Annotated in this window: 14 protein-coding genes; 13 read left to right on the plus strand and 1 reads right to left on the minus strand. The window is 38.7% G+C overall.

All coding sequences use genetic code 11. The features are described from left to right. The first annotated feature begins 5 nt into the window (after nucleotides 1-5). The 13 genes from QWF21_RS02125 to QWF21_RS02185 all read left to right on the plus strand — a co-directional run bounded on the left by QWF21_RS02125 (nucleotide 6) and on the right by QWF21_RS02185 (nucleotide 13,080). The gene (locus QWF21_RS02125; RefSeq protein ID WP_330086380.1) at nucleotides 6-1,058 is read left to right on the plus strand and encodes a nucleotidyltransferase family protein; all 1,053 of its coding nucleotides are present in this window, start codon (nucleotides 6-8) and stop codon (nucleotides 1,056-1,058) included. A gap of 4 nt (nucleotides 1,059-1,062) precedes the next feature. Beyond that, nucleotides 1,063-1,764: an acylneuraminate cytidylyltransferase family protein gene (locus tag QWF21_RS02130; protein ID WP_330086381.1), complete on the plus strand. Its 702-nt coding sequence runs from the start codon at nucleotides 1,063-1,065 to the stop codon at nucleotides 1,762-1,764. Next, nucleotides 1,757-2,725, plus strand: coding sequence for a Gfo/Idh/MocA family oxidoreductase (locus tag QWF21_RS02135; protein ID WP_330086382.1), 969 nt, complete (start codon nucleotides 1,757-1,759; stop codon nucleotides 2,723-2,725). Before QWF21_RS02130 ends, QWF21_RS02135 begins: the two co-directional genes overlap by 8 nt. Nucleotides 2,726-2,739: 14 nt before the next feature. Beyond that, the gene (locus QWF21_RS02140) at nucleotides 2,740-3,684 is read left to right on the plus strand and encodes a Gfo/Idh/MocA family protein (RefSeq protein WP_330086383.1); all 945 of its coding nucleotides are present in this window, start codon (nucleotides 2,740-2,742) and stop codon (nucleotides 3,682-3,684) included. Between the two features lie 804 nt (nucleotides 3,685-4,488). Then, nucleotides 4,489-5,703: an oligosaccharide flippase family protein gene (locus QWF21_RS02145; RefSeq protein ID WP_407935251.1), complete on the plus strand. Its 1,215-nt coding sequence runs from the start codon at nucleotides 4,489-4,491 to the stop codon at nucleotides 5,701-5,703. Nucleotides 5,704-5,721: 18 nt separating this feature from the next. Beyond that, nucleotides 5,722-6,657: a glycosyltransferase family 52 gene (locus QWF21_RS02150; RefSeq protein WP_330086385.1), complete on the plus strand. Its 936-nt coding sequence runs from the start codon at nucleotides 5,722-5,724 to the stop codon at nucleotides 6,655-6,657. Between the two features lie 19 nt (nucleotides 6,658-6,676). Then, nucleotides 6,677-7,765 carry a glycosyltransferase family 4 protein gene (locus tag QWF21_RS02155; protein ID WP_330086386.1) on the plus strand — a complete coding sequence of 363 codons (1,089 nt, stop codon included), beginning with the start codon at nucleotides 6,677-6,679 and terminating at the stop codon, nucleotides 7,763-7,765. Next, nucleotides 7,753-8,775 (plus strand): EpsG family protein, encoded by a 1,023-nt coding sequence (locus QWF21_RS02160; RefSeq protein WP_330086387.1) that lies wholly within the window; start codon nucleotides 7,753-7,755, stop codon nucleotides 8,773-8,775. Before QWF21_RS02155 ends, QWF21_RS02160 begins: the two co-directional genes overlap by 13 nt. Before the next feature lie 3 nt (nucleotides 8,776-8,778). Further along, nucleotides 8,779-9,864: a glycosyltransferase gene (locus QWF21_RS02165; RefSeq protein WP_330086388.1), complete on the plus strand. Its 1,086-nt coding sequence runs from the start codon at nucleotides 8,779-8,781 to the stop codon at nucleotides 9,862-9,864. 3 nt (nucleotides 9,865-9,867) lie between these two features. Then, nucleotides 9,868-11,016 carry a glycosyltransferase family 4 protein gene (locus QWF21_RS02170; protein WP_330086389.1) on the plus strand — a complete coding sequence of 383 codons (1,149 nt, stop codon included), beginning with the start codon at nucleotides 9,868-9,870 and terminating at the stop codon, nucleotides 11,014-11,016. Beyond that, nucleotides 11,013-11,948: a UDP-glucose 4-epimerase family protein gene (locus QWF21_RS02175; RefSeq protein WP_330086390.1), complete on the plus strand. Its 936-nt coding sequence runs from the start codon at nucleotides 11,013-11,015 to the stop codon at nucleotides 11,946-11,948. The genes QWF21_RS02170 and QWF21_RS02175 overlap by 4 nt, the downstream gene beginning before the upstream one ends. 68 nt (nucleotides 11,949-12,016) lie before the next feature. Then, entirely contained in the window at nucleotides 12,017-12,568 is a 552-nt protein-coding gene (locus QWF21_RS02180) for a sugar transferase (protein WP_330086391.1), read from the plus strand. 260 nt (nucleotides 12,569-12,828) lie between these two features. After that, a complete protein-coding gene (locus tag QWF21_RS02185) occupies nucleotides 12,829-13,080 on the plus strand; it encodes a type II toxin-antitoxin system prevent-host-death family antitoxin (protein WP_330086392.1) in 252 nt (83 codons plus the stop codon). 185 nt (nucleotides 13,081-13,265) lie between these two features. On the opposite strand, the gene QWF21_RS02190 is transcribed toward QWF21_RS02185, so the two are convergent. Next, the gene (locus tag QWF21_RS02190) at nucleotides 13,266-13,631 is read right to left on the minus strand and encodes a four helix bundle protein (RefSeq protein ID WP_330086393.1); all 366 of its coding nucleotides are present in this window, start codon (nucleotides 13,629-13,631) and stop codon (nucleotides 13,266-13,268) included. Nucleotides 13,632-13,917 lie beyond the last annotated feature (286 nt).

Consider the following 13,917-nt stretch of genomic DNA (forward strand, 5'->3'; position numbering starts at 1 on the left):
GTACTATGAGTTACAACTGGAAAAATATTTTAATTCAACCATCAGCGACCTTGCGTGATGCCTTAAGCATTATTGATTCTGAGGCTTTACGTATTGCGTTGGTTACAGATGCAAGCTTCAACCTGGTGGGAGTTGTTACCGACGGCGATATCCGACGCGGGTTATTAAAAAATTTATCATTATCGGATTCTGTTGAGTTGGTAATGAACAGGAAACCTCTAACCATCCCGTCCAACACCCCCCGGAAAGAAGCCATTCAGTTAATGCAGGCAAAAGGTCTTCTAGCCATACCAGTGTTAGATGGTCATCAGATTATAGGCTTAGAAACATTGCAACAATTTGGTGGGCAATCACGCTACCAAAACCCTGTATTTCTGATGGCTGGTGGTTTTGGCACCCGGCTTCGCCCATTAACCGACAATTGTCCAAAGCCTTTGCTGAAGGTTGGGAATAAACCGATCTTAGAAATCGTGCTTAATAGCTTTATTAAAGCTGGCTTTGTAAACTTTTACATTTCTACACATTACATGCCTGAAATGATCCGTGAGTATTTCGGTGATGGCAGTAAGTGGCAGGTAAACATTACCTATGTTCACGAAGAAACCCCTTTGGGCACAGGTGGAGCCTTAGGGTTGTTACCTTCCGATCTTGCTGATCTGCCGCTTATTCTAATGAATGGTGATGTATTGACCAATGTAGATTTTGAGCGAGTGTTGGCCTTTCATAATAAAAATGCAGCGAGCGCTACCATGTGTGTTCGTGATTATGAATACCAGGTGCCCTTCGGAGTAATCAATGGTGAAGGTAATCGCATTGTCTCCATGGTAGAAAAGCCGATACAGCGGTATTTTGTGAATGCAGGCATCTATGTTATCAGCCCGGAGCTAAGAAAGTCGGTGCAGCAGAACCAACGCTTGGATATGCCAACTCTGCTAGAGCAAGCGATTGAGCGTAATCGCGAAGTGTTGATGTTTCCAATTCATGAGTATTGGCTTGATATAGGTCGTAAGGAAGACTTTGAACGTGCGCAAATAGATATAGCAACTATAGAGTTTTAGTCTTATGAAAATACTTGCGGTAATCCCGGCACGTGCAGGTAGTAAGCGTCTGCCAGGCAAGAATGTTAAAAATTTGAATGGTAAGCCTTTAATTACATGGACTATAGATGCTGCGCTTGCGGTTAGAGAGCTCTCCAGTGTGATCGTAACAACTGATTGTGAGGTTATTGCTGAGGTCGCTAAACAAGCCGGAGCTGAGATACCGTTTCTTCGCCCGCAAGAGCTGGCAACTGACACCAGTTCAAGTACAGATGTCATTCGACACACGCTAGATTTTTATCGATCCCAAGGTGAAGAGTTTGATTTTGTCATGTTGCTCCAGCCTACATCACCAATACGTGATGCTGTCGATATTCGTGGTGCCATAGAATTACTTCGATCTAACTCAGCAGATGCAGTCGTTTCGGTTTGTCGGTGCGAACACTCGCCACTTTGGTCGAATACTTTGCCCGCTGATAACTCTATGAGCGGATTTATTCGTAAAGAAGTTAGCCAGTTAAGAAGTCAGGACCTTCCCGATTATTACAGAGTTAATGGTGCAATATACTTAACTAGGGTTAGCAGGTTTTATCAAGAAAAATCGATGTTTTTATCTTCAAACATATTTGCATATGTAATGGATAATAATAAGTCCGTCGACATTGATCATGAATTGGACTTTCTAACTGCAGAAGCCGTTTTACATTATATGGAAGAACATGCATAAATTATTGATTATTGGCGCTGGCCAACTGGGTAGTAGACATTTACAAGGTGCGTTACTTTCGACAGGTCGGCTGAATATTACAGTAGTTGACCCATCGCTTGAGGCATTGAGTATTGCAGAGGATCGGTCACGTCAGATCGAGTGGGGTAATAAAGACAGTCAGATTTGCTATAAGACTGTTTTACCAGAGCTCCAATATTTTGACGTGTGTATTATTGCAACGGCTGCAAACGTACGAGCAGATGTTACCAAAACACTATTGGTTACCCAAAAAAACCTCGTAAATCACATTATTTTTGAAAAGGTGCTTTTTCAGAGAATTGACGATTATTCAACTATTCAATCTTTGCTCAAAGATTTGAAAATTAAGAGTTGGGTAAACTGCCCTCGTCGAATATTTCCAACTTATCAGGAGCTTAGGTCTTTTTTAGATTTAAATATGCCTATTCATATGACTGTAACAGGCAATTCATGGGGAATGGCTTGTAACAGTATTCACTTTATTGATTTATTTACATTTTTAATCGGCAATACTGCGCTTCAAGTGGGTTGCATTGAGTTAGATGCAGGGTTGATAGAAAGTAAGCGTGCTGGCAATTATGAGATTACTGGGAGCATAGAGCTTACTGCGGGAAATCATTCATTAAAAATTGTATGTGGACAAGAATTGGATTGCTGTTTGGAAGTGAAAGTTGAAAATGGTAATTCAATACACTTAATAAATGAAATTGATAAATCATGGCTTTGTAACAAAGGCAGCGATAGTGAGCGGCGAGCTTATACGCCGTTGCTACAAAGTCAACTGACAGGTAGTGTCGTAGCTGATCTAATTACTTCTGATCAATGCCAGTTGACACCGCTCACGGAGTCATGCGCTATTCACATTCCGTTCATTAACGTGGTACTCGATCATATTTCGAAGCAGCTTGGTATACAGCTAGATGCTTGTTTAATAACATAAATCCAGGAGCAAATATGATTTGGTTAATCGGTGCAGGTAGCATGGCGAAGGCTTACTGCACGGTCCTAAATGACTTAAATTTGAATTTCATGGTTATTGGCAGGGGCAAGGATTCCGCAGCAAGTTTTGAGAGAGATACTGGTGTATCGGTTGTCACAGGGGGGGTTGAAAACGCCCTTGAAAGCGGGCTTAAAGCTCCTGAGTTTGCAATAATAGCCACCGGTGTCGAAATGCTCGCAGATAGCTGCTTAACTTTATTGAAAGGTGGTGTAAAAAAAATCCTTGTCGAGAAACCTGGGGGTATGAATAGTAAAGAAATACATTTCTTGGTATCAAGTGCGAAGACAGCAAGTGCAACGATTTTCGTGGCTTATAACCGTAGGTTTTTTAGCTCGGTTCAGAAGGCAAAGGAAATCATTGCTGCAGACGGTGGTGTATCTTCATTCAATTTTGAATTTACGGAATGGTCTCATGTAATAGAAAAGCTAACAAAGGCTGATGGTGTAATGGAGGAGTGGTTTACTGCCAATTCTAGCCATGTTGTTGATTTAGCATTTCATCTAGGTGGTATACCTGAGCAGATATCTTGCTATACAAGCGGATCATTAAACTGGCATAAGAGGTCTGCAAATTTCGCTGGTTCTGGTGTTGCTAGAACAGGTGCTTTATTTTCTTATCATGCAAATTGGCAGGCACCAGGTAGATGGGGTATTGAAATTCTTACCCACAAACATAGGTTGTATTTACGACCAATGGAGCAGTTACAACTTCAAAAGCTTGGGAGCATAGCCTTAGAAAGTGTGGAGATAGATAATCAGCTTGATACTAAGTATAAACCCGGCCTTTATTTATTGGTTAAAGCTTTTCTTAACGGAGAAAATAATGATCTGTGCTCAATAGAACAGCAGTTAAACTTAATGGATACATATAATCAGATTGCTGGATATGTGCATGAATAACAGTGTACTGATTCTTGGTATTTCGATAGTACTTCCGTGCAAGAGGCATTGCTAAAACGATACTAGGCCCTATAAAATGAGATGTAGATTTAAAGGAGTAGAGTTTATAAATAGATCTTTTCTAGTATCTATTTCTGAGGGTTTGAATATTGATTGTAAGACTGGTCGTTTTGAGGAGTAATCCTTACATTATTATGTTGCAATTGGTGCTATAGTTTTGTTAGCTAAATAAGTTCAAAAAAATTATCTTGTATCTAAGATAATTAGTTGCCTTTATAATAGTATACAATCTCATCACTTTAGTTTTTTTCAAACCTACAGAGGAATACATGCCGAATGTTCATGCTCATCGCATATCTATCAGTTTGTCAATTAGAAGCGTAGAAAAAAATGGCGATGAAGACAGGGCTTATTTCCAGTGCTGTTGCAGAGGGTAGCTCACTATTGAGTACTCGCATTGATATCTACAACAGCATATTAGACGAACATACCTAATGTAAATAGTAGTTTTAGTTTGATAGATTCTGGGTTTGATGTTTCTAGTGTACATAAGCATACTGTAGATGGATGGTATTTGAATGAAAAAGGTTACGATAGATTATTTTCAGCTATCAAACCCAAGTTAGAGGAATAGTCGAAGATTGACTTATAAATAGTATATTTTTTACTGATAGATTGAATGAAATATATAGAATAGGAATTGGAAAATCTCAGAATTATAAGAAATGTATCACAGGTCATAGTAATGAGTCTCAAAGTTTATTTTAAACTCGTTGTTTTGAGAAATTAGAAAAGGAAAAAGTTATTTTTAAAGCTAGCTTCTTGTATATGTTAGGGGAAGTTTTTTCCAAAGCAATTCCCTTTTTGCTTTTACCTTATTTAACTCGGGTGCTTGGCCCTGCTGGCTACGGTGAGTTATCTCTTTACCAAGTAATAGCAGCATTGTTAATTGTGGCTTTGAGTCTGAGCCAAGATGGCGCTGTTGCTCGTTATTATTATGCATATGGAAAGCGAGCAATTGGGCTAATAAATTTTACAGGGGTTTTGTATTCGTCAGTTATATATCTGATTATCTGCGTTGTTTCTTTTGTAACTGCAAGTGAAATACTTTTCGTTTGTGCATCAGTTTCTTATACGCAGAGTATAATTTCGAATCAATTGACAATTCGGCAAATGCAAAGGAAAGTTAAAGAGTATTTATACATACAGGTTTTCAATAGTTTATTCTCTGCTTTCCTTACAGTTTTACTATTTGAAATTTTTAATGCATCCGCATTAGGAAGGTTGTACATAGTAATGCTCGTTAATTTGCTAACAATTATTCTTGCAGTAATGGTTGTAGCTGGTGGAGCCTCTGAAAGCTTCAGAAAAGTAAGAATCAACAGAAAAAAAATAAAAATCTCCTTACTATTCATTTTATCATTCGGGACACCGTTGATTATTCATAATCTTAGCCTTTTCTCTAAAGGGCAGCTTGATCGAGTGTTTGTATACAACCTCTATAGCGAAGAGCAATTAGGTTTATATTCAGTTGGATTTCAGATTGCTTCGATATTAGCTATAATATTGATGGCAGCCCAGAAGTCGCTAACTCCATACTACTTCGAAGCTTTAAAGAAAAAATCACTCGAATTTTGTGATATCAGAAAATTATTGTTTTATATTATAATTGTAATCCCCTTGCCGGCTATACTGGCCTATATGCTACCAAGCTCAGTATATGCTTATGTATTTGGTGATAACTTTGTTGAGTCTAAAGTTTACGCGTGCATTTTTCTTCTGGGCATTGCGATGAATGCCCCTTACTTTCTACTAGCTAATTACTTGTTTTATCATGGAAAAACAGTCGCCGTTTCGATTGGTACAGGCGTTTCATCTGCTTTACATATTGTTTTAATTGCGACTTTGGGATCAAGCAATCTTAAAATGATGGCTTTCACTCTTTTTATAACGAACTCATTTACGATTTGTTTAATTTACTTTTTTTGTAGGCGGTACAGCCAAGGCTTGCAAAAATAATGTTAAGGTACTTATCTTGTGGATCTTTTTATTTGTAGTACTGCATTGCAAACAGTAATTGCGCAAAGGATAATACATGAAAAAAAATTGATTAATTACGAGATATTTTATTTTACGCATGTTGAAAGTGATAAGGAAAAATACTATTTCCATCAGCTTGAAAATAAATCAAGAAAATCAATTTTTTACCTCTGCCGCACTAGATTTCCAAAATATTTTTTAGACATAAAGCGCTTGTTTAAAGCCAAAAAATATAACTGCATCTACTTAGCCAGCGTTGATAATGTTTATGCTCATTTAGTGTTAACTCACTGTGTTTTTTCTAAATTGATAACTTTTGATGATGGAGCCTCTAATATTTCTAAAGACTCAATATATTACATATCAAGGCGCTCAAAACTAACTGCTATTATTTACTTTCTTTTTGGTTGCAGGTACAGCTTGGAGAAAGTGAAAAGATCATCCGTTGAGCATTTTTCCATATACCCGAATAGGAAAAATATAATTGATAATGTAAGCCTGATATCTTTATTTGGTGAAGATAATCTGGCAAGGGATATGCCCGTTTTAACTGATGAATGTCACGTTTTTCTCGGAAGTCTTTTGCACGTAGTTGCGAATACCAACGCTGATTATTTGAGTGTAAAGTTAGAAAAATATTTCAAGGGTCTAGAGAACTTTTTTTACATTCAACATCCAAAAGATAACTCTAATTATTTCAATTCATTTGAAAAACTGCCCGGAAATTTAATAGCAGAAGATTTAATTGTTGAGCTTGGTAAGAAATTCAAAACAGTTAATGTATATGGAATTGGTAGTGCTGCTCTTTTTAATTTAATCGGTGTTGAGTGGGTTAATATACATACATTGGTTTCGCCGGAGGTTAAATCTCAATTTAACGATCTTTCACATTCCTTGATAGAACTTGGTGGCAATCCATTTCATATAGAGTAGTTATTTGGGCTTAATATCGATGAAAAAAATATGTTTGTTCATAAGTGACATGGGTAACTCTGGCGGTACAGAAAGAGTTTCATCAATTCTGATTAATCAGCTTTGTGACAAGGGACTTGATGTTCATGTACTTAATCTCTATAGCAGCGATAAACCCTTTTTCCAAATTTCAGAGAAGATTCAATACAACAGCTTAAATAATGTGCGTGGTGCTGGTCTTACTGCGTACTTTGAAATAACACGTAAGCTCCGAGCCTATTTACGAACTAACCAAATAAATTGTTTAATTACTGTTGAATCAATGCTTGCAATTTATGCTGTCCCGGCTGTCTGGAATCTGAAATTAAATCACATAGTATGGGAACACTTTAATTACCATGTTGACTTGGGGAGGAGGTCTAGACGAATTGCAAGACACCTTGCTGCATTGCGTGCTGATAATATTGTTACTCTAACAGAGCGCGATAAACAGTTTTGGTTGGCTGAATCATTTTGTTTTGCTTCTGTATCTGCTATATCTAACCCATTAACTTTCGATGTTTCGAATGAGTTGGCAAATATCAACAGCAAATCATTTCTGTCAGTGGGTCGATTGGTAGATCAAAAAGGATATGACTTATTAATAAAAGCTTGGTCTATAGTCATCAAAGTACATCCAGAATGGAAACTAAACATAGTTGGTAATGGAGAAAGACGTGATGACCTTACCGTGCAAATTGAAAAATTAAATTTATCTGGTTCTGTTAATTTAATTCCAGCTACAAAAGAAATTGATATCTATTATAAGAACGCTTCTGCCTATGTTATGAGCTCTAGGTATGAAGGATTCCCGATGGTTCTATTAGAAGCTATGTGCTTTGGTTTGCCAATTGTTTCATTTGACTGTAATACTGGACCTGGTGAAATGATAGAGCATGGTATTACTGGGTGGCTAAGCAATGCTGAAGATGTTCAATCACTAGCAGAATCAATGATAACTGCCATTAATTCTTTCAACGATCCGGAATTTTATGCCTGTATGAGTAATTCATCGCTCCGCAAGGCAACCGAGTTCAATGTTGAATCCTTTATCACGAAATGGGAAAAGATACTTCTATGCAATGGATAGACAGAGATATTCGTATTTCCCATAAGGATTTGATGAATTCACTATCACTAATTTTTGCATTAGCTTATTCTGCTGTACTTTCATATTTGCCAAGCGCGGCTTTTAGAGACCGAGAAAATTATTTTGCTTACGCACGAAACTATGAAGAAATATTCTTGCGCTATGATTCATTTTTAGGGAAAGCTTTTAATGAGCCATTGTTTTTGGCTTTCAACTACCTTGGGCGGATATTTTTCGCGCCTGAACAAATGCCATCTGTTTTTGTTTTTATCATTAGCTTTTCTGTTTCATATTTTGTTTTTAAGTCCAGCCGAAATGGCGTTATGCTATTTTTCTCCTTTGTGATATTACTGCTGCTTCCGCAAGTTTTTCACTTGCAGCTTGTTACATTAAGGCAAGGTTTGGCAGTGTCAATGGTGATTTGGGCTGTTTTGATTACAAGGAAAGAGTATTTTATAGCGCTTGTGATACTCGCAGCTGGTTTTGTTCACTCATCTTTTTTTATATTTTTTGTAATGTATATCCTAGATGTTGCTCTTTCCGGGCAGAATTATAGTAATAGGTACTATTTACGGCTCTTTGCACAGATAATGCTTTCTCTCGTAATTTCAATATCTTTTATCTATCTTGCTCAGCTTTTAGGTGCTAGACAGGCTACTGCACAGCATTTAACTAGTGGTGTGAATGTCGGTGGCGGTGCACTGGTTTTGTGGTCATTTGTTTTTTTTATATTGCTCACACGATCTAGATATTACTTTTATCAAGACCAGACTGTCCGGTTGGCTTTCATAGGGATTTTATCGTATCTGACAATGTATTTTATTTCACCTCTAGCTGGTAGGTTTATCATATCTTTTTTGCCCTTCATAATTGCTGCAATTGTGGCAAAATTTTCATATAGGGATGTTGTTCTGGTTTTTGTAATCATACTGGCTGGTTCTTTTTCATTTGTCGATACTGTCAAAAACAACAGTTTGACACCTTATGGTGTATCTTACTTTGGGTTTTAAATTATGAATATTCTCTTTGTTATATCAGGCTTGAAAATGGGCGGTGCTGAAGTTCAGGTTTGTGCACTTGCTTCAGAATTACATAAGCAAGGTAATAAAGTTGCAATAGTCTCTATGATAGATGAAATCGAGGTTAGACCAGAGTCTAATGACATCCAAGTAATTACACTCGGTCTTAAAGGGGTGGCTTCGATATTCAATGGGGTTATCAGGTTTAGGAAGGTTGTAAAAGATTTCAACCCAGATGTAGTTCATGGTCACCTTTTTCACGCGATAATATTTTCAAGGTTGTATAAAAAGGTTTTCAGTTTACGTCGTTTAGTTTGTACTGCGCATAATACATATGATGGTGGGTTTTCTAGGGTTGCACTTTATCGTGTAACTGATTCATTCAATGATTACTTTACTAATGTCAGTCAAGAAGCTGTAGATTCGTTTATCAGTAATCGAGCAACTAAACCTGGTAGAATTAAGTTGGTTTACAATGGTATTGATATAAAAAAATTCAGACCCGACATCACATTCCGACATACAGTACGTTCCGAGTTTAATATACCTGATAAAGCAAAACTGGTTTTAGCTGTAGGGCGGCTGCATGTCCAAAAGAATTTTACATTATTATTGGATGTCATTTCCTCCATCAAGGAACACCAAATTTTTCTTCTCATTGTAGGAGCTGGTCCATTGTTGGCACAACTTCGAGAAAAAGCGATCGAGTTAGATATCGAGAAGAATGTAATATTCACTGGCGTTCGCAGTGATGTTCCTCATTTGATGTCTGCATCTGACCTGTTTGTATTATCATCTTCTTGGGAAGGATTTGGCTTGGTAGTAGCTGAAGCTATGGCTTCAGGTACATTAGCTGTTGCAACTGATTGTGGTGGCGTTAAGGAGGTCTTAGGTGATTGCGGTTATTTGGTTCCGCCTGCTGATAGTTGTTCGTTACGAGATGCAATCGTCCAGGCTTTGTCAATTTCAGAGTCAGAAAGAACTCATTTAGTAAATATGGGTCGGAAAAGAGTTTGTAATCTTTTTTCTATCGACAAAGCAGTTGAAACTTGGTTATCAATTTATAATGAATGTGAGTAAGATTTGAAATCAAAAAAGATTTTATACTTGGTAAATGCTGATTGGGCATTTATTGTAAATAGGCTGCCAATAGCTATTGAGGCTCTTAAGCATGGTTACGATGTACACATAGCTTGTGCATTCACTGGGCGCGAAGATGAGTTGCGGTCATATGGATTTACATTACATGAAGTTCCATTTACCCGTAGTGGTCTTAATCCTTTCGTTGAAATGGCAACTGTTGCTAATGTTTTCCGTCTTATTCGCTTTCTGAAGCCTGATCTAATCCACGCTGTAACGATAAAACCTGTTATATATGGCGGTATAGTTTCAAGGGCCCTTCGAGTACCGGCTTTTGTAGCAGCAATCTCAGGTCTTGGGTTTGTGTTTACTAGTGATACCATGAAGGCCTCAATTTTGAGAAGGTTTGCAAAGCTAGCTTATAAATTTGCTCTTTCTGGAAAAAATATTAAAGTTATATTTCAGAACACCTTTGATCGCAATACAATTCAAGCAGCAGCAAAAATAAAAGACAATAATATAGTTATGATTAAGGGCTCAGGTGCTGATTTGGATGAGTATTCTGTGAGCACTCCTCCTGTTGGAACACCTGTCGTTGCTATGGCATGCAGGTTACTTAAAGAAAAGGGCGTTTTCGAGTATGTTGAGGCTGCTAATAAATTAAGAGAAAAAGGAATAGATTGCAAATTTCAACTGATTGGTTCACCAGATTATGGTAACCCACATAGTATAACCGATGACCAATTAAAACAATGGCAGCATGAAGGCGTTGTAGAGTTACTAGGTCATCGAACAGATATTGCTACACTTTTTTCTAATGCAAATATAATAGTGTTGCCATCTTATTATGGTGAAGGTCTACCTAAAGTATTGATAGAAGCTGCTGCCTGTGGGCGACCTGTGGTAACTACTGATAATCCTGGGTGTGCAGAAGCTGTAGTAAATAATGTTACTGGTATAATAGTTCCTGCGCGAGATGTCGATGCTTTAAGTGATGCCATTGAGCTATTGATTAATGATGAGATTTTGCGCACTCAGATGGGACGTGAAGGTCGTTTGTTTGCTGAAAAAATGTTTGATATTAAGGCTGTGGTTCAAGTCCACTTATCTGTTTACAAGCAGCTTTTATTGAATGTTGAGGTGCATGTTTGAACCCTAAAATACTTTTAACCGGCAGTACCGGGTTTATAGGAAGAAAAACATTAATCCGCCTACAGTCACACTTTGTTGATATTATTGCTCCAGTGAGAGCCTCTTGGCAAAGCAACGACTCCAAGGTGAGCACACCTTTCATAAATGATATTGTTAACTTACCTCAGTTATTTGATAGTATAAAAGAAGTTGACGTCATTATTCATATAGCTGCAAAAGCGCATGTGGCAGGCATATCCTTGGCTGAGTTTAGACATGTAAATACTCAGGCTACTCTAAACTTAGCTAAAGAGGCTGCGCGTAGGGGGGTAAAACGTTTCATTTTCTTAAGCTCCATTGGTGTGAATGGTATATCTAGTCCTAAACCATTCACTGTATTTGATCCTCCCTCACCATGTGAGGATTATGCTGTCTCCAAACTAGATGCTGAGATAGGTCTCACGAAAATCTCAGCTGAGTCAGGTATGGAAGTTGTTATTATTCGTCCGCCTTTAGTGTATGGTGCTGATGCGCCAGGTAATTTCGGCAAGCTTTCTAAGCTGGCACAGCAAAACCTGCCATTGCCACTTGGTGCAATCCACAATAAACGCAGCCTGGTAGCTTTGGATAATCTGGTTGATTTAATTGTAACCTGTATCGATCACCCCAATGCCGCCAATCAAACCTTTTTAGTGAGCGACGATCAGGATGTATCCACCACCAGGTTACTTCAACTGATGACGAGCGCCGCAGGCAAGCAACCAAGGCTGTTGCCGGTGCCTGTTTCCTGGCTTCGTTTGGCTGGTAAGTTAACCGGAAAGTCTGCGGTGATTGATCGTTTGTGTGGTAATTTGCAGGTGGATATCACTCATACGAAAGAAACGTTGGGGTGGAAACCGCCGATTACCTTGGAAGAGGGGATTGCTCGTTGCTTTTCTAATGTTGAGTGTTGAGTGTTGAGTGTTGAGTGTTGAGTGTTGAGTGCTCATTGTTGGGTGTTGAATTTTGCTTTTGAGGTTTTATGTTGATTCGGTTGTTGGATATTGTTTTTGCCTTTTTGGGGTTGCTGGTTGGTTTTCCACTGCTGGTTATTCTTACCGTCATTGGTTTTTTTGATACGGGGTCGCCTATCTTTCGGCAACAGCGGGTCGGCCGCAACAAAAAACCTTTTACTCTCGTCAAGTTTCGCACCATGAAAAAAGATACTGCGCATGTGGCCAGTCATTTGGCCAGTAGCAGTGCCATTACCCCTTTTGGTAGCTTTTTACGCAAAACCAAGCTGGATGAATTGCCGCAACTTTGGAATGTTCTTTGCGGCGATATGAGCCTGGTGGGCCCGCGCCCTTGTTTGTTTAACCAGGAAGAACTGATTGCTGAGCGCGAAGCGCGTGGTGTGCTGTTGGCGCGGCCAGGCATTACGGGTTTGGCGCAGGTGAACGAAATTGATATGTCTACCCCTGTGCTGTTGGCAGAAACCGATGCCAGGATGCTGCAGTCGCTTACTTTGGGTGATTACTTTAAGTATATTTTTATGACTGTTGCTGGGAAGGGGCGGGGGGATCGGGTTAGATAGTGTTGAGTGTTGAGTGTTGAGTGTTGAGTGTTGAGTGTTGAATGTTGAATGTTGAATGTTGAATGTTGAATGTTGAATGTTGAATGTTGAATGTTGAATGTTGAATGTTGAATGTTGAATTGTGAATTGTGAATTGTGAATTGTGAATTGTGAGTTTTGAGTTTTGAGTTTTGAGCTTTAGTTGGAATTCTTTTCTTTTTTTGCAGCTCTGCCTTGTTGAACTATAATGTATCTACAATGTCTTTTTTGAGGGTACATGCATGCCGGTGACTACAGTAACCAGTCGTGAGTTTAATCATGATGCTGCAGCTGCAAAGCGAGCGGCAAAAAAAGGCCCGGTACACATTACCAACCGAGGTGAGTTGGAGGCGGTGCTGTTATCTGCCGAGGACTACCACAAACTAACCGCTAAAGTTGAGCATATTACTGATTTGTTGACCTATCCTGCTGTGGCTGAGATTGATTTTGAGCTTGTCAGAACCAAAGACTTAGTAAGAGATGTGCATTTTTGATGTATTTGCTGGATGAATTAGGTGTTAAGTTTTTAGTTTTAAGTGTTTAGTTTTTAGTTGCTCGTTTTTTGTCTTTGATCTATAAATAGTGCTTTGTATTGCGTTGATGGGGCTTTGGATGCCGGTTGAGTCAAGCAGGGTGCTGAGTTTTTTTGAATGTTGAATTGTGAATGTTGAATTGTGAATTAAGAGCTGGCTTGGCTGCTTTTGACTATTTTTGTGAGGACTTTGATTAGTGCCTCGCTTTGTGCAAGCAAGCTAACAACATGAGGTTGCTTGCTGTCCAAGTAGCCGGTTTCACAGAGAAGTTCCAGCCAGTATTTCGTTTCTCTTGCTTCTTTACTGGCTATGCTCATTTTGGCGATAAAGTCTGCTTTCGACTGACCAGATTGAGCTTCATTCACGTTTGCACCGATGGAGGTACCAGAGCGTAGCAGTTGTTTTGAAAGGACGTACTCTTTATGTTCCTTGACCAGGAACTGCTGAAGCTTAACAACCCGGACAGCAAAATCAAAAGACATCGTCACAATACAGTTTGACTCAAGCGGCATCCACAACTCCAACCATAGCAATTAAATCCATGTGCGACATTGAAAATCACATTTATTTTAACATATAATCCAACATTCAACATTCAGCATTCAACATTCAACATTCAACATTCAACATTCAGCATTCAACATTCAGCATTCAACATTCAACATTCAACATTCAACATTCAACATTCAACATTCAACATTCCGCAAGGAGCCAGGATGTCGACTTCAACCAGCTTCCCAAGCTTCCTCCACCACGGCGCAGTAGACGGCGTAACAGGCTCATGCCACCAGTATCTGC

The sequence above is a fragment of the Alkalimonas mucilaginosa genome (assembly GCF_036327005.1).
GTDB classification, from domain to species: Bacteria; Pseudomonadota; Gammaproteobacteria; order Enterobacterales; family Alteromonadaceae; genus Alkalimonas; species Alkalimonas mucilaginosa.